20 protein-coding genes and 1 pseudogene are annotated in these 22,558 nt (G+C 56.5%); 18 read left to right on the top strand and 3 right to left on the bottom strand.

Annotated elements, in window-relative coordinates; translation table 11 throughout:
• Positions 1-249: 249 nt before the first annotated feature.
• The 3 genes from rpoH (at position 250) to livJ (ending at position 3,912) form a co-directional block, all read left to right on the top strand.
• Positions 250-1,104 carry an RNA polymerase sigma factor RpoH gene (rpoH, locus tag K7B04_RS06830; RefSeq protein WP_064541362.1) on the top strand — a complete coding sequence of 285 codons (855 nt, stop codon included), beginning with the start codon at positions 250-252 and terminating at the stop codon, positions 1,102-1,104.
• A gap of 186 nt (positions 1,105-1,290) precedes the next feature.
• On the top strand, positions 1,291-2,556 hold the full coding sequence (locus K7B04_RS06835) for a 4-aminobutyrate--2-oxoglutarate transaminase (RefSeq protein WP_223803741.1): 1,266 nt from the start codon (positions 1,291-1,293) through the stop codon (positions 2,554-2,556).
• 252 nt (positions 2,557-2,808) lie between these two features.
• The gene (gene livJ / locus K7B04_RS06840; RefSeq protein ID WP_100249924.1) at positions 2,809-3,912 is read left to right on the top strand and encodes a branched chain amino acid ABC transporter substrate-binding protein LivJ; all 1,104 of its coding nucleotides are present in this window, start codon (positions 2,809-2,811) and stop codon (positions 3,910-3,912) included.
• Between the two features lie 105 nt (positions 3,913-4,017).
• On the opposite strand, the gene panM is transcribed toward livJ, so the two are convergent.
• Positions 4,018-4,401: an aspartate 1-decarboxylase autocleavage activator PanM gene (panM, locus tag K7B04_RS06845; RefSeq protein ID WP_163446766.1), complete on the bottom strand. Its 384-nt coding sequence runs from the start codon at positions 4,399-4,401 to the stop codon at positions 4,018-4,020.
• A gap of 443 nt (positions 4,402-4,844) precedes the next feature.
• On the opposite strand from panM, the gene livK reads away from it, so the two are divergent.
• From livK to ugpQ, 10 genes are all read left to right on the top strand, one after another.
• Positions 4,845-5,954, top strand: a complete 1,110-nt coding sequence (gene livK / locus K7B04_RS06850) for a high-affinity branched-chain amino acid ABC transporter substrate-binding protein LivK (protein WP_163446764.1) — start codon at positions 4,845-4,847, stop codon at positions 5,952-5,954.
• A 54-nt stretch (positions 5,955-6,008) separates the two neighbouring features.
• On the top strand, positions 6,009-6,935 hold the full coding sequence (gene livH / locus K7B04_RS06855) for a high-affinity branched-chain amino acid ABC transporter permease LivH (RefSeq protein ID WP_064541376.1): 927 nt from the start codon (positions 6,009-6,011) through the stop codon (positions 6,933-6,935).
• Positions 6,932-8,212 (top strand): branched chain amino acid ABC transporter permease LivM, encoded by a 1,281-nt coding sequence (gene livM / locus K7B04_RS06860; protein WP_064541378.1) that lies wholly within the window; start codon positions 6,932-6,934, stop codon positions 8,210-8,212. The genes livH and livM overlap by 4 nt, the downstream gene beginning before the upstream one ends.
• Positions 8,209-8,976 carry a high-affinity branched-chain amino acid ABC transporter ATP-binding protein LivG gene (gene livG / locus K7B04_RS06865; RefSeq protein WP_035892174.1) on the top strand — a complete coding sequence of 256 codons (768 nt, stop codon included), beginning with the start codon at positions 8,209-8,211 and terminating at the stop codon, positions 8,974-8,976. Before livM ends, livG begins: the two co-directional genes overlap by 4 nt.
• Position 8,977: 1 nt before the next feature.
• Entirely contained in the window at positions 8,978-9,691 is a 714-nt protein-coding gene (gene livF, locus K7B04_RS06870; protein ID WP_064541380.1) for a high-affinity branched-chain amino acid ABC transporter ATP-binding protein LivF, read from the top strand.
• Positions 9,692-9,977: 286 nt separating this feature from the next.
• Positions 9,978-11,294, top strand: a complete 1,317-nt coding sequence (gene ugpB / locus K7B04_RS06875; protein ID WP_064541383.1) for a sn-glycerol-3-phosphate ABC transporter substrate-binding protein UgpB — start codon at positions 9,978-9,980, stop codon at positions 11,292-11,294.
• Positions 11,295-11,448: 154 nt separating this feature from the next.
• On the top strand, positions 11,449-12,336 hold the full coding sequence (gene ugpA, locus K7B04_RS06880) for a sn-glycerol-3-phosphate ABC transporter permease UgpA (RefSeq protein WP_163446760.1): 888 nt from the start codon (positions 11,449-11,451) through the stop codon (positions 12,334-12,336).
• Positions 12,333-13,178: a sn-glycerol-3-phosphate ABC transporter permease UgpE gene (ugpE, locus tag K7B04_RS06885; protein ID WP_223803742.1), complete on the top strand. Its 846-nt coding sequence runs from the start codon at positions 12,333-12,335 to the stop codon at positions 13,176-13,178. Before ugpA ends, ugpE begins: the two co-directional genes overlap by 4 nt.
• Position 13,179: 1 nt before the next feature.
• The gene (locus K7B04_RS06890) at positions 13,180-14,250 is read left to right on the top strand and encodes a sn-glycerol-3-phosphate import ATP-binding protein UgpC (protein ID WP_163446756.1); all 1,071 of its coding nucleotides are present in this window, start codon (positions 13,180-13,182) and stop codon (positions 14,248-14,250) included.
• The gene (gene ugpQ / locus K7B04_RS06895; protein ID WP_163446754.1) at positions 14,247-14,987 is read left to right on the top strand and encodes a glycerophosphodiester phosphodiesterase; all 741 of its coding nucleotides are present in this window, start codon (positions 14,247-14,249) and stop codon (positions 14,985-14,987) included. Before K7B04_RS06890 ends, ugpQ begins: the two co-directional genes overlap by 4 nt.
• An 8-nt stretch (positions 14,988-14,995) precedes the next feature.
• Here ugpQ and K7B04_RS06900 read toward each other — a convergent pair.
• Positions 14,996-15,304 (bottom strand): annotated as a pseudogene (locus K7B04_RS06900) (DUF2756 family protein); the annotation flags it as partial.
• A 119-nt stretch (positions 15,305-15,423) separates the two neighbouring features.
• Here K7B04_RS06900 and ggt point away from each other — a divergent pair.
• Positions 15,424-17,169 (top strand): gamma-glutamyltransferase, encoded by a 1,746-nt coding sequence (ggt, locus tag K7B04_RS06905; protein ID WP_163446916.1) that lies wholly within the window; start codon positions 15,424-15,426, stop codon positions 17,167-17,169.
• A 159-nt stretch (positions 17,170-17,328) separates the two neighbouring features.
• Entirely contained in the window at positions 17,329-18,789 is a 1,461-nt protein-coding gene (locus K7B04_RS06910) for a DUF2235 domain-containing protein (RefSeq protein ID WP_223803743.1), read from the top strand.
• A 28-nt stretch (positions 18,790-18,817) separates the two neighbouring features.
• Here the strand turns inward: K7B04_RS06910 and yhhY are convergent, their stop codons facing one another.
• Positions 18,818-19,312, bottom strand: a complete 495-nt coding sequence (gene yhhY, locus K7B04_RS06915) for an N-acetyltransferase (protein ID WP_163446750.1) — start codon at positions 19,310-19,312, stop codon at positions 18,818-18,820.
• A 266-nt stretch (positions 19,313-19,578) separates the two neighbouring features.
• Here yhhY and K7B04_RS06920 point away from each other — a divergent pair, with 266 nt between their 5' ends.
• The 3 genes from K7B04_RS06920 to gntR all read left to right on the top strand — a co-directional run bounded on the left by K7B04_RS06920 (position 19,579) and on the right by gntR (position 22,531).
• On the top strand, positions 19,579-20,616 hold the full coding sequence (locus K7B04_RS06920) for an oxidoreductase (RefSeq protein ID WP_223803744.1): 1,038 nt from the start codon (positions 19,579-19,581) through the stop codon (positions 20,614-20,616).
• Between the two features lie 121 nt (positions 20,617-20,737).
• A complete protein-coding gene (locus K7B04_RS06925) occupies positions 20,738-21,433 on the top strand; it encodes a pirin family protein (protein ID WP_064541402.1) in 696 nt (231 codons plus the stop codon).
• A 102-nt stretch (positions 21,434-21,535) separates the two neighbouring features.
• Positions 21,536-22,531, top strand: coding sequence for a gluconate operon transcriptional repressor GntR (gene gntR, locus K7B04_RS06930; RefSeq protein ID WP_064541405.1), 996 nt, complete (start codon positions 21,536-21,538; stop codon positions 22,529-22,531).
• The last annotated feature ends 27 nt before the right edge of the window (positions 22,532-22,558 follow it).

Genomic DNA, 22,558 nt, shown 5'->3' on the forward strand with positions numbered 1-22,558 from the left:
CTGTTATACTCTTCCCCTGCGACGACTTCCGTTCGCAGGGGATGTGTTTTCAACCCCATCTTTCTGCCCTCGCAACTATCGCGTGTCACATTTTGTGCGTAATTTATTCACACTGTTGCACGGAACTTGTGGATAAACTCACTGTCTGATAAAAGAGCGGATGATATTCTCGTTGCTCATAGAGCCTGGCATGTTTGTTGCCTTCGGGGACAAGCCTCCGCCAGTATGAAGTGAATTGAGAGGATTTGAATGACCAAAGAAATGCAAAATTTAGCGTTAGCCCCTGTTGGTAACCTGGAATCTTATATCCGGGCTGCGAACGCATGGCCGATGTTGACGGCTGATGAAGAAAAGGCGCTTGCTGAACGGCTGCATTACCAGGGCGATCTGGAAGCAGCTAAAACGCTGATCCTGTCTCACCTGCGCTTTGTTGTTCATATTGCTCGTAACTACTCGGGCTATGGCCTGCCGCAGGCGGACCTGATTCAGGAAGGTAACATCGGCCTGATGAAAGCGGTGCGCCGTTTTAACCCGGAAGTGGGCGTTCGTCTGGTCTCCTTTGCGGTGCACTGGATCAAAGCGGAAATCCACGAATACGTACTGCGTAACTGGCGTATCGTTAAAGTGGCGACCACCAAAGCACAGCGTAAGCTGTTCTTCAACCTGCGTAAAACCAAGCAGCGTCTGGGCTGGTTCAATCAGGATGAAGTAGAGATGGTGGCCCGCGAGCTGGGCGTCTCCAGCAAAGACGTGCGTGAGATGGAGTCGCGTATGGCGGCGCAGGACATGGCGTTTGATATGTCTTCGGACGACGAGTCTGAAAGCCACTCCGTTGCTCCGGTGCTCTATCTGCAGGATAAATCGTCCAACTTTGCCGACGGCATCGAAGACGATAACTGGGAAGAGCAGGCGGCCAACAAGCTGACCGACGCGATGCAAGGCCTGGACGAACGTAGCCAGGACATCATCCGCGCCCGCTGGCTGGACGAAGACAACAAGTCCACGCTGCAAGAACTGGCTGACCGTTACGGCGTTTCTGCCGAACGTGTACGTCAGCTTGAAAAGAACGCGATGAAAAAACTGCGTGCGGCGATTGAAGCCTGATAACGACAGTTAACGCGTTACCCTGATAACCCCTGGATGCCTGTCCGGGGGTTTTGTTTTTTTATCCCACCGTCATCACGCTTTCCTCTGTTTATTTCCCTTTTATCGCTGGCGCGAATGAAGTCGATGGCAAAGACTAAATAAGCGCTATGTATTTTTCCGTCTTTTAACGGCAGGGGGTTTACCGTGAGTAACGAGTCACTGAATCATCGGCGTTTACAGGCGACGCCGCGCGGCGTCGGCGTGATGTGCGGTTTCTACGCGGAGCGCGCGGAGAACGCCACGCTGTGGGATATTGAAGGCAATGAATATATTGATTTCGCCGCCGGGATCGCGGTGCTCAACACCGGTCACCGCCACCCGCAGGTGATTGTGGCGGTGGAAAACCAGCTTCAGGCCTTTACCCATACCGCCTACCAGATTGTTCCCTATGAAAGCTATGTATCATTAGCAGAACGTATCAATGCCGTGGCGCCCATTGCCGGCAATGCCAAAACGGCGTTCTTCAGCACCGGGGCCGAAGCGGTTGAAAACGCGGTGAAGATTGCCCGCGCCTACACCAAACGTCCGGGGCTGATTACCTTTGGCGGTGGCTTCCATGGGCGTACTTTTATGACCATGGCGCTAACCGGCAAAGTGGCACCCTACAAAATCGGCTTCGGCCCGTTCCCGGGGTCGGTTTACCACGCTACGTACCCGAATGCGGCGCATGGCGTCACTGTCGACATGGCGCTCAAAAGCCTGACCCATATTTTTAAAGCCGACATCGCCCCGGATCAGGTGGCGGCGATTATTATCGAGCCGGTGCAGGGCGAGGGCGGTTTCAACGTTGCGCCGCCCGAGTTTATGCAGGCGCTGCGTACGCTGTGCGACACCCACGGCATTCTGCTGATTGCGGATGAAGTGCAGACTGGCTTTGCCCGTACCGGCAAGCTATTTGCCATGGAGCACCACAGCGTGAAGCCGGATCTGATGACCATGGCGAAAAGCCTGGCCGGCGGCTTCCCGCTCTCCGGCGTAGTGGGTCGCGCCGAGGTGATGGACGCCCCGGCCCCCGGCGGTCTGGGCGGTACCTATGCGGGTAACCCGCTGGCGATTGCCGCCGCGCATGCGGTGCTGGACGTCATCGAAGAAGAAGCGCTGTGTAACCGCGCCAATCATCTGGGCCAGCATCTGATTGAAGTGCTCAACAGCCTGCGCGACAGCTGCCCGGCGATTGCCGACGTGCGCGGCCTGGGCTCGATGGTGGCGGTGGAGTTTGTCGACCCGCAAACCCGCGAGCCGTCGCCGGAGTTCACCAAATTGGTACAGGAACGCGCGCTGGCGGAAGGGGTGCTACTGCTGAGCTGCGGTGTGTACGGCAACGTGATTCGCTTCCTTTACCCCCTCACGATTCCTGAGAAACAGTTCCAGCAGGCGCTGGAGGTGATTCGTCGGGCTCTCAGTGAATGAATTGACTCCCCCTGATCCCTTAAGCCACTCCGATGAGTGGCTTTTTTTGTCATTTTTGCGTTACAAATCCGTCAAAATTAACGTTTCAATTCCATAAAAATGGGGTATGTTTTAGCAGAGTATGCTGCAAAAGCACAGGCAGCGTCCCTTAATATTAATATCTTATACTTACCATGCGTCTGATATAAGAATAATGTGCTAAACAACAACATCACAACAATTGCAATAACCATAATAATGGGGAACCTCAGGATGAAAATGAAGGGCAAAGCGTTACTGGCAGGATGTATTGCACTGGCATTCAGCAATATGGCATTAGCAGAAAATATTAAAGTTGCTGTCGTTGGCGCGATGTCTGGCCCGGTTGCGCAGTATGGCGATCAGGAGTTCAGCGGTGCGGCGCAAGCGGTGGCCGATATTAACGCCAAAGGCGGCATCAAGGGCAACAAGCTGGAAATCGTAAAATATGACGATGCCTGCGACCCGAAACAGGCGGTGGCGGTAGCGAACAAAGTGGTCAACGACGGCATTAAGTACGTTATCGGCCACCTGTGCTCCTCTTCAACTCAGCCAGCGTCTGACATCTATGAAGACGAAGGCATTCTGATGATCACCCCGGCGGCGACGGCACCGGAGCTGACCGCGCGCGGCTATAAGCTGATTCTGCGCACCACCGGTCTGGACTCTGACCAGGGCCCGACCGCCGCGAAATACATTCTCGATAAAGTGAAGCCGCAGCGCATCGCTATCGTGCACGACAAGCAGCAGTACGGCGAAGGTCTGGCGCGTGCAGTGCAGGACGGCCTGAAAAAAGGCGGCGCCAACGTGGTCTTCTTTGACGGTATCACCGCCGGCGAGAAAGATTTCTCCACCCTGGTGGCGCGTCTGAAGAAAGAGAATATCGACTTCGTTTACTTCGGCGGCTATCACCCGGAAATGGGGCAGATCCTGCGTCAGGCGCGTGCTGCGGGCCTGAAAACCCAGTTCATGGGGCCGGAAGGGGTAGCGAACGTGTCGCTGTCTAACATCGCGGGTGAATCTGCTGAAGGCCTGCTGGTGACCAAGCCGAAGAACTATGACCAGGTTCCGGCGAACAAACCGATCGTTGACGCAATCAAAGCCAAGAAACAGGATCCGAGCGGTGCGTTCGTGTGGACCACCTACGCGGCGCTGCAATCTCTGCAGGCGGGTCTGAACCACTCTGACGATCCGGCTGAGATCGCCAAATTCCTCAAGGCAAGCACCGTGGATACCGTAATGGGCCCGCTGTCCTGGGATGAGAAGGGTGACCTGAAAGGCTTCGAATTCGGCATTTTCAACTGGCACGCCAACGGTACGGCGACCGACGCGAAGTAAGTCGTTCTCAATGTAGGACGGATAAGGCGTACGCCACCATCCGGCAATGTATGCGGCAGTGCCTGATGGCGCTGCGCTTATCCGGCCTACACCGAGTGGTTCAAACTACCCTCGCACCCAGCCCTGTTCCCTGGATGTAAAGCCCAGCGCTTTGGCAAACGCCGCCATTTCCAGACTCTCTTCCGCGCCTGCTTTGCTGAGCAGCCAACGGCTAACCTGCGGGTTATCGCGCATCACCTCTTCCAGCAGATATTGCCCGACGCCGCGTCGGCGGGTCACTTCACGCACGCATAAATCGCGCAGCTCGCCCTGATGTTCACTCAGCGTCACGCGCACGGCGGCCAGCAGGCGCTCGTTAAAGCGGGCGGCATACAAACGGTGAGTATCGTCGAGGGCTGATTCGGCGGGAACACGATCCGGCCAGATCTTGCCAAGGCAGATGCGGTCCTGGTCGCTAAAGGTCTCTAAACGAATGATGGTCAATTTCATGGGCGGTGGGCTCCAGTCGCGAAAATGGCGGTCAGTGTACTCAATTTATTCTGCCGCAGGCTTTCTCTTTTTTGCCCTGGCAGACAGGTGATTCGTTTTTCGATATTCACATAGGCAGCTTGAAACAGTATGGATCGAAAAATAGACAGAGTTTTAACCTAAAAACCAGCGTTTTATTCGGCTCTTTATGCCGTTATTTTATGCTGTGTGACGGACTTTTTTTGTTTATCTATGGCAAAAATCAGAATATTATCTTTCCTTAATAGACTGAAAAATAGAGAATTTAGTCTGTTTTTAGCCAAAAAGCTGCGCTAACCCATTAAAGATAATGGCAAAAATAGCGTTGTATATTAAAAGTACAGAATGCTTTTTAACCACTAAATTACAAAATATATACACGCCACGACGTGTAAACACGACATCACGAATGAGGATCCCGAAGTATGAAAAGGAATACAAAAACAGTAATCGCAGGGATGATCGCGCTGGCTATGTCTCACGCGGCTTTTGCTGACGATATCAAGGTTGCGGTTGTCGGGGCGATGTCCGGCCCGGTCGCGCAGTGGGGCGACATGGAGTTCAACGGCGCGCGCCAGGCCATTAAGGATATCAACGCGAAGGGCGGCATTAAGGGCGACAAACTGGTGGGCGTTGAGTACGACGACGCCTGCGACCCGAAACAAGCGGTGGCGGTGGCCAACAAAATCGTCAACGACGGCATTAAATATGTCATCGGCCACCTGTGTTCTTCTTCCACACAGCCTGCTTCCGATATTTATGAAGATGAAGGCATTCTGATGATCTCTCCGGGGGCGACCAACCCGGAACTGACCCAGCGCGGCTATCAGTACATCATGCGTACCGCGGGCCTGGACTCCTCTCAGGGGCCGACGGCGGCAAACTACATCCTCAATAAAGTGAAGCCGCAACGCATCGCCATCATTCATGACAAACAGCAGTACGGCGAAGGCCTGGCGCGCTCCGTGCAGGACGGGCTGAAAAAAGGCGGCGGCAATATCGTCTTCTTCGATGGCATCACCGCCGGTGAAAAAGACTTCTCCGCGCTGATTGCCCGTCTGCAAAAAGAGAATATCGACTTCGTTTACTACGGCGGCTACTACCCGGAAATGGGCCAGATGCTGCGTCAGGCGCGCGCCGTAGGGCTGAAAACGCAGTTTATGGGGCCGGAAGGCGTGGGTAACGCCTCGCTGTCGAACATCGCGGGCGATGCGGCGGAAGGCATGTTGGTTACCATGCCAAAACGCTATGACCAGGATCCGGCAAACAGCGCTATCGTCGATGCCCTGAAAGCGCAGAAGAAAGATCCGAGCGGTCCGTATGTGTGGATCACCTACGCCGCCGTACAGTCTCTGGCAACCGCCATGGAACGTACCGGCAGCGATGATCCTCAGGCGCTGATTAAAGACTTAAAAGCAAACGGCGCGAAAACCGTGATTGGGCCGCTGAGCTGGGACGACAAAGGCGATCTGAAAGGCTTTGAATTTGGCGTCTTCCAGTGGCACGCCGATGGCTCATCCACCGCGGTGAAGTAACCTTCATTTCCCCCTGGCGGGCGTAGATCCGCAGGGGTAGCAAAAGGCTAATTTATGTCAGAGCAGGTTCTCTACTTTGTGCAGCAGATGTTTAACGGCGTAACGCTGGGAAGCACCTATGCACTGATCGCCATCGGTTACACCATGGTGTACGGGATTATCGGCATGATCAACTTCGCCCACGGCGAGGTGTACATGATCGGTAGTTATGTCTCCTTTATGATCATCGCTGCGCTGATGATGATGGGCATCGACACCAGCTGGTTGCTGGTGGCGGCGGGCTTTATCGGGGCGATTGTCATTGCCAGCGCCTACGGCTGGAGCATTGAACGGGTGGCCTATCGCCCGGTGCGAAACTCCAAGCGTCTGATCGCGCTGATCTCCGCTATCGGGATGTCTATCTTCCTGCAAAACTACGTCAGCCTGACCGAGGGTTCGCGCGATATCGCGTTGCCGAGCCTGTTTAACGGTCAGTGGATTGTGGGCAGCAGCGATAACTTCTCCGCCTCTATTACCACCATGCAGCTGGTTATCTGGATTGTGACCTTTATTGCCATGCTGGCGCTGACGCTGTTCATTCGCTACTCCCGTATGGGCCGCGCCTGTCGCGCCTGCGCGGAAGACCTGAAAATGGCCAGCCTGCTCGGCATTAACACTGACCGCGTGATTGCGCTGACCTTCGTGATTGGCGCGGCAATGGCGGCGGTGGCGGGCGTGCTGCTCGGCCAGTTCTACGGCGTGATTAACCCGTATATCGGCTTTATGGCCGGGATGAAAGCCTTCACCGCCGCGGTTCTCGGCGGTATCGGCAGTATTCCTGGGGCGATGATCGGTGGGCTGATCCTCGGCATCGCGGAAGCGCTGTCGTCGGCATACCTGAGCACCGAATATAAAGACGTTGTGTCGTTCGCGCTGCTGATCGTGGTACTGCTGGTGATGCCGACCGGTATTCTGGGCCGCCCGGAGGTAGAGAAAGTATGAAACCGATGCAATTTGCGATGGCGCTGCTGTCGGCGGCGATGTTCTTCGTCCTGGCGGGCGTCTTTATGGGCGTGCAGCTGCAGCTCGATGGCACTAAGCTGGTGGTCGGCAGCGCGGCGGATATCCGCTGGCAGTGGATCTTTATTGGCACCGCGGTGGTCTTTTTCTTCCAGCTGCTGCGCCCTCTGTTCCAGAAAGGGCTGAAGAGCGTCTCCGGGCCGAAGTTTATTCTGCCGGCGATTGACGGCTCGACGGTCAAACAAAAGCTGTTCCTGATTGCGCTGCTGGTGATTGCCGTGGCGTGGCCGTTTATGGTCTCGCGCGGTACGGTCGATATCGCGACCCTGACCATGATTTATATTATTCTGGGCTTGGGTCTGAACGTGGTGGTGGGGCTGTCCGGCCTGCTGGTGCTGGGCTACGGCGGCTTCTATGCCATCGGCGCCTACACTTTCGCGCTGCTGAACCACTATTACGGCCTCGGCTTCTGGACCTGTCTGCCAATCGCCGGGCTGGTCTCTGCTGCTGCCGGTTTCCTGTTGGGCTTCCCGGTACTGCGTCTGCGCGGTGACTACCTGGCGATTGTAACCTTAGGCTTCGGCGAAATCGTCCGTATCCTGCTGCTCAACAACACCGAAATCACCGGCGGCCCGAACGGCATCAGTCAGATTCCAAAACCGACCTTCTTTGGCCTGGAGTTCAGCCGCAGCGCGCGCGAAGGCGGCTGGGACACCTTCAGCAACTTCTTTAACGTCAAGTACGACCCGTCCGATCGCGTCATCTTCCTCTACCTGGTGGCGCTGCTGCTGGTGGTGCTGAGCCTGTTCGTGATTAACCGCCTGCTGCGCATGCCGCTGGGCCGCGCGTGGGAAGCGCTGCGTGAAGATGAAATCGCCTGCCGCTCGCTGGGCTTAAGCCCAACCCGCATCAAGCTGACCGCCTTTACCATCAGCGCCGCGTTTGCCGGTTTTGCCGGCACGCTGTTCGCCGCGCGTCAGGGCTTTGTCAGCCCGGAATCTTTCACTTTTGCCGAGTCGGCCTTCGTGCTGGCAATTGTGGTGCTGGGCGGCATGGGCTCGCAGTTTGCCGTTATCCTCGCCGCGATTCTGCTGGTTGTGTCGCGCGAGCTGATGCGTGACTTTAACGAATACAGCATGTTGATGCTCGGCGGCCTGATGGTACTGATGATGATCTGGCGTCCGCAGGGCCTTCTGCCGATGACCCGTCCACAGCTGAAACTGAAAAACGGGCAAGCGAAAGAAGGAGAGCAGGCATGAGTCAGCCATTATTATCCGTTAACGGCCTGATGATGCGTTTTGGCGGCCTGCTGGCGGTCAACAACGTGGCGTTGGAGCTGCATCCTCAGGAAATCGTCTCCCTGATTGGCCCGAATGGCGCGGGGAAAACCACGGTCTTTAACTGCCTGACCGGCTTCTACAAGCCAACCGGCGGCACTATTATGCTGCGCGACCAGCACCTGGAAGGGCTGCCGGGCCAGCAAATCGCCCGCATGGGCGTGGTGCGCACCTTCCAGCACGTGCGTCTGTTCCGCGAAATGACGGTGATTGAAAACCTGCTGGTGGCGCAACATCAGCAGCTGAAAACCGGCGTCTTCTCCGGCCTGCTCAAAACCCCGTCGTTCAAGCGCGCGCAAAGCGAAGCGCTGGACCGCGCCGCCACCTGGCTTGAGCGTATCGGCCTGCTGGAGCACGCCAACCGTCAGGCCAGTAACCTGGCCTACGGCGACCAGCGTCGTCTGGAGATTGCCCGCTGTATGGTGACCCAGCCGGAAATCCTGATGCTCGACGAACCGGCCGCTGGCCTCAACCCGAAAGAGACCAAAGAGCTGGACGAGCTGATTGCCGAACTGCGTAATCATCACAACACCACCATTCTGCTGATTGAGCACGATATGAAGCTGGTGATGGGCATTTCCGACCGTATCTACGTGGTGAACCAGGGCACGCCGTTGGCTAACGGCACGCCGGAAGAGATCCGCAACAACCCGGATGTTATCCGCGCATATCTGGGTGAGGCATAATATGGATAAAGTGATGTTATCGTTCGACAAAGTCAGCGCCCACTACGGCAAAATTCAGGCGCTGCACGAGGTCAGTCTGCACATTAATCAGGGTGAAATCGTGACGCTCATCGGGGCGAACGGCGCGGGTAAAACCACGCTGCTCGGCACGCTGTGCGGCGACCCGCGCGCGACCAGCGGGCGGATTGTCTTTGATGATAAAGACATTACCGACTGGCAGACGGCGAAAATCATGCGTGAAGCGGTGGCGATCGTGCCGGAAGGGCGTCGTGTGTTTTCGCGCATGACGGTGGAAGAGAACCTGGCGATGGGGGGCTTCTTTGCCGAGCGCGATCAGTTCCAGGAGCGCATCAAGTGGGTTTACGAACTGTTCCCGCGTCTGCATGAACGTCGAATCCAGCGTGCGGGCACCATGTCCGGCGGCGAACAGCAGATGCTGGCGATTGGCCGCGCGTTGATGAGCCAGCCGCGCCTGTTGCTGCTGGATGAACCTTCTCTGGGGCTGGCGCCGATCATCATCCAGCAGATCTTCGACACCATCGAACAGCTGCGCGAGCAGGGTATGACCATCTTCCTCGTCGAGCAGAACGCTAACCAGGCGCTGAAGCTCGCCGACCGCGGTTATGTGCTGGAAAACGGCCACGTGGTGCTATCCGATACCGGTGATGCGCTATTAGCGAACGAAGCGGTGCGTAGCGCGTACCTCGGCGGTTAATTCACAGCAACAATGCCGGATGGCGGCGTAAACGCCTTATCCGGCCTACCGTTACTCGTAGGCCGGATAAGATGCGTTCGCATCGCCATCCGGCGTTTCTCTATCCGTGCCACAGCTCCCACTTTCCTTCCTTACCACCGTCACCTCCTTGCCATCCCTTTGTCGCCTTACTATCTTTTTTTTGTAATAAAAAAGTTATTTTTCTGTCATTCGAGCATGTCATGTTACCCCCGCGAACATAAAACGCGTGATATCGCGCATCCCGGCACAAAAAGAGAGATAACCGATGATATCGTTACGACATACAGCTTTAGGATTGGCGTTAAGTCTGGCATTGGCGAGCCAGGCGATGGCAGTGACCACAATTCCGTTCTGGCACTCCATGGAAGGCGAGCTGGGCAAAGAAGTTGACTCCCTGGCGCAGCGTTTTAACGCCGCCAACCCGGACTACAAAATTACCCCGATCTACAAAGGCAACTACGAGCAGAGCCTGAGCGCGGGTATCGCCGCTTTCCGTACCGGCAATGCGCCGGCGATTCTACAGGTGTATGAAGTGGGCACCGCCACCATGATGGCGTCAAAAGCGATTAAGCCGGTCTATCAGGTATTCAGCGATGCCGGGATCACGTTTGACGAATCTCAGTTTGTGCCGACGGTATCCGGTTACTACACCGATGCCAAAACCGGGCATCTGCTCTCTCAGCCGTTTAACAGCTCTACCCCGGTGCTGTACTACAACAAAGATGCCTTCAAAAAAGCCGGTTTAGACCCGGAACAGCCGCCGAAAACCTGGCAGGACCTGGCTGACTACACCGCGAAGCTGAAAGCCGCCGGTATGAAGTGCGGCTACGCCAGCGGCTGGCAGGGCTGGATCCAGATTGAAAACTTCAGTGCCTGGCACGGTCTGCCGGTCGCCAGCAAAAACAACGGCTTCGACGGTACCGATGCGGTGCTGGAGTTCAACAAGCCGGAGCAGGTTAAACATATCGCGCTGCTTGCCGATCTGAACAAGAAGGGCGACTTCAGCTACTTCGGACGTAAAGACGAATCCACCGAGAAGTTCTACAACGGCGACTGTGCGATCACGACCGCGTCCTCCGGCTCGCTGGCGGATATCCGCCATTACGCCAAATTCAACTACGGCGTCGGCATGATGCCGTACGATGCCGACGTCAAGGGCGCACCGCAGAACGCCATCATCGGTGGGGCGAGCCTGTGGGTGATGCAGGGTAAAGATAAAGAGACCTATACCGGCGTGGCGAAATTCCTCGAGTTCCTGGCGAAGCCGGAAATTGCCGCCGAGTGGCACCAGAAAACCGGCTACCTGCCGATCACCACCGCCGCGTACGATTTGACCCGCCAGCAGGGCTTCTATGACAAGAACCCTGGCGCGGATATCGCGACCCGTCAGATGCTGAACAAACCACCGTTGCCGTTCACCAAAGGCCTGCGTCTGGGCAACATGCCGCAGATTCGTACCATCGTGGATGAAGAGCTGGAAAGCGTCTGGACCGGGAAGAAAACGCCTCAGCAGGCGCTGGATTCTGCGGTAGAGCGCGGGAACCAGCTGCTGCGTCGCTTCGAGCAATCGACCAAGTCTTAATTTAACCGCCTTACCCCTCACCTTAACCCTCTCCCCATAGGGGAGAGGGTACCGTTCGGCGCCGTCTGGTAGAGATTGCACCGGGTTGTCTTTTCTCCCTCGCCCCTTTGGGGAGAGGGTCGGGGTGAGGGGAAAACCAACGCAGAGTTTAACTATGTCATCATCCCGTCCGGTGTTTAAATCGCGCTGGCTGCCCTATGCATTGGTCGCCCCGCAGCTGATTATCACCGTTATTTTCTTTATCTGGCCCGCCGGCGAAGCGCTGTGGTACTCGTTGCAAAGCGTCGACCCGTTTGGGCTCTCCAGCCAGTTTGTTGGCCTGGATAACTTCGTCACGCTGTTTCATGACCCTTACTATCTCGACGCCTTCTGGACGACCATTAAGTTCAGCGCCATGGTAACGGTGAGCGGCCTGCTGGTGTCGCTGGTTTTTGCTGCCCTGGTGGATTATGTCGTGCGCGGCAGTCGTCTCTACCAGACGCTGATGCTGCTGCCGTACGCCGTTGCCCCCGCCGTTGCCGCGGTACTGTGGATCTTCCTGTTCAACCCAGGACGCGGGCTGATTACCCACGTTCTCGGTGAGTTCGGCTACGACTGGAACCACGCGCAGAATAGCGGCCAGGCGATGTTCCTGGTGGTCTTCGCCTCGGTGTGGAAGCAAATCAGCTACAACTTTCTGTTCTTCTTCGCCGCGCTGCAGTCGATTCCGCGCTCGCTGGTAGAAGCCGCCGCCATTGACGGCGCCGGCCCGATTCGCCGCTTCTTCAAGCTGGCGCTGCCGCTGATTGCGCCCGTGAGTTTCTTCCTGCTGGTGGTGAACCTGGTTTACGCCTTCTTTGATACCTTCCCGGTGATTGATGCCGCGACGGCAGGCGGCCCGGTACAGGCCACCACCACGCTGATTTATAAGATTTACCGTGAAGGGTTCGCCGGGCTGGATCTCTCGGCCTCTGCCGCGCAATCGGTGGTGCTGATGTTCCTCGTCATCATCCTGACCGTGGTGCAGTTCCGCTACGTGGAAAGAAAGGTGCGTTACCAATGATTGAGAACCGTCGCGGGCTGACTATTTTCAGCCACACCATGCTGATCCTGGGGATTATCGTGATTCTCTTCCCGCTGTACGTCGCGTTCACCGCGGCAACGCTGGACGACAAAGCGGTATTTGCAACGCCGATGACGCTGATCCCCGGCGGCCATCTGTTTGAGAACATGAAGGCCATCTGGGTGAACGGCGTTGGGGCCAACAGCGCGCCGTTCTGGTTGATGATGCTTAATAGCTTCATCATGGCCTTCGCCATCACCGTCGGCAAAATTACCGTCTCGATGCTGTCGGCGTTTGCCATTGTCTGGTTTCGCTTCCCGCTGCGTAACCTGTTCTTCTGGATGATTTTTATCACCCTGATGCTGCCAGTCGAAGTGCGTATCTTCCCGACGGTGGAAGTGATTGCCAACCTGAAAATGCTCGACAGCTACGCGGGCCTGACGCTGCCGTTGATGGCCTCGGCCACCGCGACTTTCCTGTTCCGTCAGTTCTTTATGACCTTGCCGGACGAGCTGATTGAAGCGGCGCGCATTGACGGCGCCTCGCCGATGCGTTTTTTTCGCGACATCGTGCTGCCGCTGTCAAAAACCAACCTGGCGGCGCTGTTCGTTATCACCTTTATCTATGGCTGGAACCAGTATCTCTGGCCGCTGTTGATCATCACCGACGTCAATCTCGGCACCGCCGTGGCGGGCATCAAAGGCATGATCGCCATTGGGCAAGGCACCACGCAGTGGAATCAGGTGATGGCGGCAATGCTGCTCACCCTTATCCCTCCGGTCGTTATCGTTTTAGCCATGCAACGGGCGTTTGTGCGTGGTTTAGTGGACAGTGAGAAATAACATGGCAGGACTGAAATTACAGGCAGTAAGCAAAAGCTGGGACGGCAAAACCCAGGTGATTCAACCGCTGACGCTGGACGTGGCGGACGGCGAGTTTATTGTGATGGTCGGCCCGTCGGGCTGCGGTAAGTCGACGCTGCTGCGCATGGTGGCCGGGCTTGAGCGAGTGACCAGCGGCGACATCTGGATCGATCGCAAGCGCGTCACCGAAATGGAGCCGAAGGATCGCGGCATTGCGATGGTGTTCCAGAACTACGCCCTCTACCCGCATATGAGCGTGGAAGAGAATATGGCCTGGGGGCTGAAAATTCGCGGCATGGGGAAAGCGCACATCGCGGAAAAGGTGCAGGAAGCGGCGCGTATTCTTGAGCTGGATGGCCTGCTGAAGCGCCGTCCGCGCGAACTGTCCGGCGGCCAGCGCCAGCGCGTGGCGATGGGCCGCGCCATCGTACGCGACCCGGCGGTGTTCCTGTTTGATGAGCCGCTCTCTAACCTCGATGCCAAGCTGCGCGTGCAGATGCGTCTTGAACTACAGCAACTGCATCGTCGTCTGAAAACAACCTCGCTTTACGTCACTCACGATCAGGTGGAGGCGATGACCCTTGCCCAGCGGGTGATGGTGATGAACAAAGGCATTGCCGAACAAATCGGCACGCCGGTGGAAGTGTATGAGAAACCGGCCAGCCGTTTTGTGGCGAGCTTTATCGGCAGCCCAGCAATGAACCTGCTGGACGGGCAACTGGATGCGTCCGGCACGCGCTTTGTGTTGTCTAATGGAATGCAGCTCCCGATTCCGGCAGGGCGTCGTGAATATGCCGGACGTCGCATGACGCTGGGTATCCGCCCGGAACATATTGCGTTAAGCTCGCAGGCGGAAGGCGGCGTGCCGATGGTCATCGACACGCTGGAAATTTTAGGTGCAGATAACCTGGCGCACGGGCGCTTTGGCGAATTGAAAATGGTGGTGCGCCTGCCGCACCAGCAGCGCCCGAATGCAGGCACTACGCTGTGGTTACATCTGCCGGATGAACATCTGCACCTCTTTGACGGTGAAACAGGAATGCGAGTATGAGCAACTGGCCCTATCCTCATATCGTCGCCCATCGCGGCGGCGGCAAATTAGCGCCGGAAAATACGCTGGCGGCGATCGACGTGGGTGCGCGCTACGGGCATACCATGATTGAGTTTGACGCCAAGCTGTCGAAAGACGGGCAGATCTTTCTGCTGCATGACGATAACCTTGAACGCACCAGCAACGGCTGGGGCGTGGCAGGTGATCTGAACTGGCAGGATCTGCTGCGTGTGGACGCGGGCAGCTGGTTTGCCAGCAGCTTTAAGGGTGAACCGCTGCCGCTGCTGTCGCAGGTGGCGGAACGCTGCCGTCAGCACGGCATGATGGCGAATATTGAGATTAAACCCACCACAGGCACCGGCCCGCTGACCGGCAAAGTCGTGGCGCTGGCCGCCCGCGAGCTGTGGGCCGACATGACGCCGCCACTGCTATCGTCGTTTGAAATCGATGCGCTGGAAGCGGCGCAGCTTGCCGCACCAGAGCTGCCGCGCGGCCTGCTGCTCGACGAGTGGCGCGACGACTGGCGTGAGCTGACCACGCGACTGGGCTGCGTTTCCATTCACCTTAACCATCGTTTACTCGATGAGGCGCGCGTGGATGCGCTGCGCGAGGCCGGGTTAAAGATTCTGGTCTATACGGTCAATAACCCCCAGCGCGCGCGGGAGCTGCTGCGCTGGGGCGTGAACTGCATCTGTACCGATGCGATTGACGTCATTGGCCCGGATTTCCAGCCTTAATACTGCTTCAGCATGCCGCCGTTGTTGTTGGGCAGCGGCTGCTGATTCGGGGTGAGTGTACCTGGCTGGGCCTGTTGTACCCGCTGCTGGTTGGCCTTGAGCTGGTTTTGCAGATGCAGCTGTTGCTGCTGCGTCTGCACCTGCCGCTGTTGATTCAGCATCCCTTTCTGCTGCTGTTGTTGGTTCAACATTCGCGACTGCATGCGCTGCTGGCTGGGGATCTCATAACCCGGCTGGTTCGGGTTATTGTCGATGTTCAACGGCGCAGCCAGCGCGGTGAACGGCAGCAGCGCTGCGAGAATCAGTAATCGTTTCATCATCTTTCCTCCTTGTAGGGGATCTCTTAAGTTTACTCCTTTCCCGCCAGAACGAGGATTATTTCAGCATTTTGAACCAGGCTTAGTGGGGACCTCACCGCACGCTCTGGAGAATGATGATGATAACAACGCCGACGTTTTTCCGCCGGGTAGCCCTTGCTGCTCTGCTCTCAGGAAGCTGTTTTAGCGCCGTAGCCGCGCCGCCTCCGCCTCCCGTCTCCTACGGCGTGGAAGAAGATGTGTTTCATCCCGTCCGCGCCCAGCAGGGCATGGTGGCCTCGGTGGATGCCGCCGCCACGCGAGTCGGCGTGGAGATTTTGCGCCAGGGCGGCAATGCCGTCGACGCGGCGGTCGCGGTTGGCTACGCGCTGGCGGTTACGCACCCGCAGGCCGGTAACCTCGGCGGCGGCGGGTTTATGCTGCTGCGCACCAAAGACGGTAAAACCACGGCGATCGATTTCCGTGAAATGGCTCCGGAGCAGGCAACGCGCGACATGTTCCTCGACGATCACGGCAACCCGGACAGTAAAAAATCACTGACTTCGCATCTCGCTTCCGGCACGCCGGGCACCGTCGCCGGTTTCTCCCTGGCGCTGGAAAAATACGGCACACTGCCGCTCAACAAAATCATTCGCCCGGCGCTGAAGCTGGCGCAAGAGGGTTTTATCGTTAACGATGCGCTGGCCGACGATCTGAAAACCTACGGCAGCGAAGTACTGCCGAATCACGCCAACAGCAAGGCCATCTTCTGGAAAAACGGTGAACCGCTGAAGAAGGGGGATAAGCTGGTGCAGGCTAATCTGGCGAAAAGCCTGGAGCTGATTGCCGAGCACGGGCCGGATGCGTTCTACAAAGGGGCGATTGCCGATCAAATTGCCGAAGAGATGCAGAAAAACGGGGGGCTGTTGAGTAAGGCGGATCTGGCGAATTACAAGGCCGTCGAGCGCACGCCTATTAGCGGCACCTATCGCGGATATGAAGTGTTCTCCATGCCGCCGCCGTCTTCCGGCGGGATTCACATCGTGCAAATTCTTAATATTCTGGAAAACTTCGATCTGCATAAATACGGTTTTGGCAGCGCTGATGCGATGCAGCTGATGGCCGAAGCGGAGAAGCATGCCTATGCCGACCGTTCGGAATATCTCGGCGACCCGGACTTTGTGAAGGTACCGTGGCAGGCGCTGACCAACAAAGCCTACGCTAAATCAATTGCCGACCAGATTGATATCAACAAAGCCAAGCCTTCCAGCCAGATTAAACCCGGCAAGCTGGCCCCATACGAAAGCAACCAGACCACCCATTTTTCGGTGGTGGATAAAGACGGCAATGCGGTGGCGGTGACCTACACCCTCAATACCACCTTCGGCACCGGTATCGTGGCGGGTAACACCGGCATTCTGATGAATAACGAAATGGATGACTTTTCCGCCAAGCCCGGCGTGCCGAACGTCTATGGGCTGGTAGGGGGTGACGCCAACGCGGTAGAGGCGAAGAAACGCCCACTGTCGTCAATGTCGCCGACCATTGTCGTCAAAGACGGCAAAACCTGGCTGGTGACCGGTAGTCCGGGCGGTAGTCGTATTATCACCACGGTGCTGCAGATGGTCGTCAACAGCATCGATTTTGGGATGAACGTGGCGGAAGCCACCAACGCGCCGCGTTTCCACCACCAGTGGCTGCCGGACGAACTGCGGGTAGAGAAGGGCTTTAGCCCGGACACGCTCAAGCTGCTGGAGGCGAAAGGGCAGAAGGTGGCGCTGAAAGAGGCGATGGGCAGCACGCAGAGCATTATGGTCGACCCGGATGGGACGCTGTATGGGGCCTCGGACCCGCGTTCGCCGGATGATTTAACTGCGGGTTATTAAGCTATATATCTGATCTAACTATAAAATGTTAGATCAGATAACTTCAATAAATAGATAAGAGAATTGCTTACCGTTAATCGCGAGCTGTAACGAAAAACGTTTTTGCCTGCGAAAATCACCGTGTCATGTTGACCTCTTTATTCAGCAAGAGGGGGCGTGATGGACGCAGAGGTACCGGTAAGAAGGGTGATGCTTGCGCTGGGGATCTTTTTTGATGGTACGGGCAATAATGCGTTTACCACCCAAAAAATGGTGGAGATTTTTCGTCAACAGCACGGAAATATCGACAGCGTCGAGGCAGAGCCCCTTTTCAGGCGTCATGCCCAAACGCATTTCGGGGTAAGCGGTACGCAAGCGGCGAGCTATCTCGGCTATTACACCAATATTTACGCGTTGCAGGCGCTCTACGCGCTCCCCGATTCTGCCGGGAAGGAACGGATTCAACAGGCGATTTATATTGAGGGCGTGGGTACCTGCGTGGGAAAGCCTGATTGCGTCATCGGGATGGGTTTTGGCACCGGAGAATATGGCGTGATAGCCAAAACCGATGAGGCTATTGCCCGTCTGGCGTCAGCGGTGTCGGCAGCACTCGCTTCGTTAAGTGGTCCGTGGGTAGTTGATTGCGTGCTGTTCGATCTCTTTGGCTTCAGCCGCGGTGCGGCGGCGGCTCGCCATTTTGCCAATCGTATTCAATCGGAAGATCCGGCTATCTTTCGCGCTATTGCCTCTGCCGTAGGCGATCTGCCACGGATACGCTGCCGCTTTATTGGTCTATTTGATACCGTTGCCGCTATCGTGACGCTTGCCAATGGTATGGATCCCCACGGCCCTGACACCGGCGAGGTCAATCTTGTACTGCGTCCGGGCGTGGCGGAACACGTTTTTCACATCGTCGCTCAGCATGAATGCCGCTATAACTTTGCGCTGAACAGCGTCGCACCAGCATGGCCGGAGCTTTTGCTACCGGGTGCGCATTCGGATATCGGCGGCGGCTATCTGCCGCGAATACGTGAGGATCTCTTTCTCACGCGCCCGCAGGTTGAGACGGTGCCGTGGAATGAGCCAGGCGAACGATCGCGGGTTTATCGGCAAGCTGTCGCGCAGCTTTCCGCACTCAACAACGCCCCCGCAATGGCTCCCTTAATGCGAACGCACTCGGTGATGCCGGCAACCTGGGAGGATGAATTTGCCCCGAACGATCGCTACGGGCAGATGCAAAAAAGATGCTTTGCGGCGTTGACCTTGCGGCAGCGACAGGTCAGCGCCGACTGGTCGCAGGCCGCGTTATGGGTGATGCTGGATGCGGCACGTGCTGCCGGCGTGCTGTTTGATGAGCCGACGCTACACTTGCCGGAGGCGTTAATACCCCTTGTCGAGCGCGCCAGACAAATGGGGAAGGCGGTACGCGTAGGATCGCGGATAAACGGGTTTAGCACGCAGGAATTAGATACGCTGGCGCAGGACTTTATTCACTGCTCGGCTAACTGGAACAGCGTGACGGTGAATGATGCAGGCGAGCTTTATGGCGGCGCGGCGATAGCGGAAACGCTCGGCTTTGTGAATAGACCTGATGAAGGGTGGGTCAGGACCGTCTACGATTTGAACGGCAAAAAGTGGTGAGTGCCCGGCACGTGGCCGGGCGAGCGGTTTAAATGGGTTTCACCCGCGCCATAAAATAGGCATCCACATACTCCCCATTACGCAGCGCATAGTTGCGCCCGGTGCCTTCGATCTCAAACCCGTGCTTTTGATACACCGCCACCGCCGGCGCGTTATCGACAAACACGGTGAGTTCAATGCGGTCGACGCGCAGCCAGTTGTCGCACATATCGATCATGGTGCGCATAAGCGCGCTGGCGACGCCGCGGTTTTGCCAGCGGGTATCGACGCAAATACCGAAGTCGGCGACGTGGCTGCGGCGAGGGCGTTGGGGGATGGCAATACTGAGGTGCCCAACCACCTGTTCATCGATGCAGGCGACCAGTTGCTTGATACCTGGCTGGTCGGCTAGCCGCTCTTGCCACATGTGGCTGGAAGGATGAGGCACCTGTAGCGTGTTGTGATACACCTCCGGCTGGGCGTGGATCTGACGGATAGCGTCGAAATCTTTGGGTTCAGCGTGGCGTATCACGATGTCACTCATTCTTCATTTCCTTTGTGGTGTAAAAGTCCCTTTTAACATCATTGATTTTGAAATGTGCGTCAATTAGCTTTTTTTGCAAAAATCACTGGACAGTTGCGAATGAGAATGATTATTATTGTCCTGCATTCAGGGCGTCCTTGCGGAGTTCCTGAAAGCACGACATTGCTCACATTGCTTCCAGTATTACTTTAGCCAGCTTATTGCTGGCTTTTTTTTGTCTGTCATTGCGCTATGGTATTCAGCAAACTCTTCAAAAGGACTGAACCATGACTCTGCACTGCGCCTTTATCGGCTTTGGCAAAAGCACCACCCGTTACCATCTTCCCTACGTTCTGCACCGCAAAGCCGACTGGCATGTGGCGCATATCTATCGCCGCAGTCCGAAGCCGGACGAGCAGGCGCCGCAGTATGCGCACATTCACTTCACCAGCGAGCTGAACGATATTCTGCACGATCCGCAGGTGAAGCTGGTGGTGGTTTGCACCCATGCTGATAGCCACTTCGAGTACGCGAAAAGAGCGCTGGAAGCGGGCAAGAACGTACTGGTAGAAAAACCATTCACCCCGACGCTGGCGGAAGCGAAGGAACTGTTTGCGTTAGCGAAAAGCAAAGGGCTGACCGTCTCTCCGTATCAGAACCGTCGCTTTGACTCCTGCTTCCTGACCGCCAAAAAAGCCATTGAGAGCGGTAAGCTGGGCGAGATTGTTGAGATAGAAAGCCACTTTGACTACTACCGCCCGGACGCGCCGACCCAGCCGGGCCGTCCACAGGATGGCGCGTTTTATGGCCTGGGCGTGCACACCATGGACCAAATCATCTCGCTGTTTGGCCGCCCGGATCACGCGGCGTACGACATTCGCAGCCTGCGCAATCCGGCCAATCCAGATGATACTTTTGAAGCTCAGCTGTTCTACGGCAACCTGAAGGCGATAGTGAAAACCAGCCACCTGGTGAAAATCGACTACCCGAAATTTATCGTGCACGGCACCAAAGGCTCCTTCGTGAAGTACGGTATCGATCAGCAGGAAACCAGCCTGAAAGCGGGCATTATGCCGGGCGATGCGGGCTTTGCGGCGGATAGTTCACTGGCACAGCTGGAGTACGTCAACGACGCGGGGGAAACGGTAAAAGAGCAGTGGCAGGCCGAGCGTGGCGACTATGGTCGCGTGTACGATGCGCTGTATCAGACGCTGACCCAAGGCGCGCCGAATTTCGTCAAGGAAACTGAGGCTCTCACCAATATGGAACTGCTTGAGCGCGCCTTTGAGCAACCGTCTCCTGCCACGATTACCCTTGCCAAATAAGTAAAAATGGCTCCTCTGTTCTTGTTCATATTTTTTGAACAGAGGAGTCAATTTTCACCCACTATCATCCTGAGCGGTTTACGTCCAAACTTGTTTCATCGAAAACATGAGGGGGTAAAAAATGATTTTCTTACGCAAAGCAAATGAACGTGGTCACGCGAATCATGGTTGGCTGGATTCCTGGCATACCTTCTCTTTTGCCGACTACTACGATCCGAATTACATGGGCTTCTCGGCGCTGCGCGTCATTAACGATGACGTGATTGATGCAGGCCAGGGGTTCGGTACTCACCCGCACAAAGACATGGAAATCCTGACCTACGTGCTGGAAGGCGCCGTAGAGCACCAGGACAGCATGGGTAACAAAGAGCAGGTTCCGGCGGGCGAGTTCCAGATTATGAGCGCCGGTACCGGGGTGCGTCACTCGGAGTACAACCCGAGCGCCACCGATAAGCTGCACCTGTATCAGATCTGGATTATTCCAGAAAAAACCGGCATCACGCCGCGCTACGAACAGCGTCGCTTCGACGCCGCGCAGGGCAAACAGCTGGTGCTGTCGCCGGATGCGCGTGAAGGTTCGCTGAAGGTTTACCAGGATATGGAGCTGTACCGCTGGGCGCTGGCAAAAGGCGAACAATCGGTACACCAGATTGCCGCCGATCGCCGCGTGTGGATTCAGGTCGTGAAAGGTGAAGTCTCGATTAATGGCACCAAAGCCACTACCAGCGATGGTCTGGCGATTTGGGATGAGCAGGCGATTTCAGTTCACGCCGACAGCGAAAGCGAAATTTTACTCTTCGATCTGCCGCCAGTTTGATCCGTCTTAAATAATTAGCGCAACCTCCCCAATCTTGCGGGGAGGTTGCGTCATCTCCGTGGTAAACTTCAGCAATATTTCACCTTTGTTTGCCACTGGACGATGAAAAAGAAAAGACCCGTACTTCAGGATGTTGCTGATCGCGTTGGCGTAACCAAAATGACGGTGAGCCGTTTTTTACGTAACCCGGAGCAGGTTTCCGAGGCGTTACGCGGTAAAATTGCGGCGGCGCTTGATGATCTGGGCTATATCCCCAATCGGGCTCCCGATATTCTCTCCAATGCTACCAGTCGCGCCATCGGCGTGCTGCTGCCCTCATTAACCAACCAGGTCTTTGCGGAAGTGCTGCGCGGCGTGGAAAGCGTCACCGATGCCCACGGCTATCAGACGATGCTTGCCCACTACGGCTACAAGCCGGAAATGGAGCAGGAGCGCCTCGAGTCGATGCTCTCCTGGAACATTGATGGCCTGATTCTCACTGAACGTACCCACACGCCGCGTACCCTGAAAATGATCGAAGTTGCCGGTATCCCGGTTGTTGAGCTCATGGATAGCCAGTCTCCGTGCCTCGATATCGCCGTGGGTTTCGATAACTTTGAAGCGGCGCGGCAGATGACGGCGGCGATTATCGCGCGCGGCCATCGGCACATTGCCTATTTAGGCGCGCGTCTCGATGAACGTACTATTATCAAACAGAAAGGCTACGAGCAGGCGATGCTTGACGCAGGTCTGACGCCGTATAGCGTGATGGTGGAGCAGTCGTCGTCTTACACTTCCGGCATCGAACTGATGCGCCAGGCACGACGCGAATTCTCCAGGCTGGACGGCATTTTCTGTACCAACGATGACCTCGCGGTCGGCGCGGCGTTTGAGTGCCAGCGTCTGGGGCTGAAAATTCCGGACGATATCGCGATTGCCGGTTTTCACGGCCACGATATCGGCCAGGTGATGGAACCGCGTCTCGCCAGTGTCCTGACGCCGCGTGAGCGCATGGGGCGTATTGGCGCGGAGCGTCTGCTTGCCCGTATTCGCGGTGAGGTAGTGACGCCGAAGATGTTAGATTTAGGTTTCACTTTGTCACCGGGTGGTTCTATTTAGGCCTCACAAGTTTGAACTAGATCACAC

The sequence above is a fragment of the Kluyvera sp. CRP genome, assembly GCF_019930565.1.
GTDB classification, from domain to species: domain Bacteria; phylum Pseudomonadota; class Gammaproteobacteria; order Enterobacterales; family Enterobacteriaceae; genus Kluyvera; species Kluyvera georgiana_A.

Coding starts and splice junctions, on each gene's coding strand:
- K7B04_RS06890 (WP_163446756.1), top strand. CDS start 13,180: ATGGCAGGACTGAAATTACAGGCAGTAAGCAAAAGCTGGGACGGCAAA.
- ggt (WP_163446916.1), top strand. CDS start 15,424: ATGATAACAACGCCGACGTTTTTCCGCCGGGTAGCCCTTGCTGCTCTG.
- rpoH (WP_064541362.1), top strand. CDS start 250: ATGACCAAAGAAATGCAAAATTTAGCGTTAGCCCCTGTTGGTAACCTG.
- livM (WP_064541378.1), top strand. CDS start 6,932: ATGAAACCGATGCAATTTGCGATGGCGCTGCTGTCGGCGGCGATGTTC.
- livG (WP_035892174.1), top strand. CDS start 8,209: ATGAGTCAGCCATTATTATCCGTTAACGGCCTGATGATGCGTTTTGGC.
- K7B04_RS06920 (WP_223803744.1), top strand. CDS start 19,579: ATGACTCTGCACTGCGCCTTTATCGGCTTTGGCAAAAGCACCACCCGT.
- K7B04_RS06910 (WP_223803743.1), top strand. CDS start 17,329: ATGGACGCAGAGGTACCGGTAAGAAGGGTGATGCTTGCGCTGGGGATC.
- ugpE (WP_223803742.1), top strand. CDS start 12,333: ATGATTGAGAACCGTCGCGGGCTGACTATTTTCAGCCACACCATGCTG.
- ugpA (WP_163446760.1), top strand. CDS start 11,449: ATGTCATCATCCCGTCCGGTGTTTAAATCGCGCTGGCTGCCCTATGCA.
- livF (WP_064541380.1), top strand. CDS start 8,978: ATGGATAAAGTGATGTTATCGTTCGACAAAGTCAGCGCCCACTACGGC.
- livJ (WP_100249924.1), top strand. CDS start 2,809: ATGAAAATGAAGGGCAAAGCGTTACTGGCAGGATGTATTGCACTGGCA.
- K7B04_RS06925 (WP_064541402.1), top strand. CDS start 20,738: ATGATTTTCTTACGCAAAGCAAATGAACGTGGTCACGCGAATCATGGT.
- livK (WP_163446764.1), top strand. CDS start 4,845: ATGAAAAGGAATACAAAAACAGTAATCGCAGGGATGATCGCGCTGGCT.
- ugpB (WP_064541383.1), top strand. CDS start 9,978: ATGATATCGTTACGACATACAGCTTTAGGATTGGCGTTAAGTCTGGCA.
- panM (WP_163446766.1), bottom strand. CDS start 4,401: ATGAAATTGACCATCATTCGTTTAGAGACCTTTAGCGACCAGGACCGC.
- livH (WP_064541376.1), top strand. CDS start 6,009: ATGTCAGAGCAGGTTCTCTACTTTGTGCAGCAGATGTTTAACGGCGTA.
- ugpQ (WP_163446754.1), top strand. CDS start 14,247: ATGAGCAACTGGCCCTATCCTCATATCGTCGCCCATCGCGGCGGCGGC.
- yhhY (WP_163446750.1), bottom strand. CDS start 19,312: ATGAGTGACATCGTGATACGCCACGCTGAACCCAAAGATTTCGACGCT.
- gntR (WP_064541405.1), top strand. CDS start 21,536: ATGAAAAAGAAAAGACCCGTACTTCAGGATGTTGCTGATCGCGTTGGC.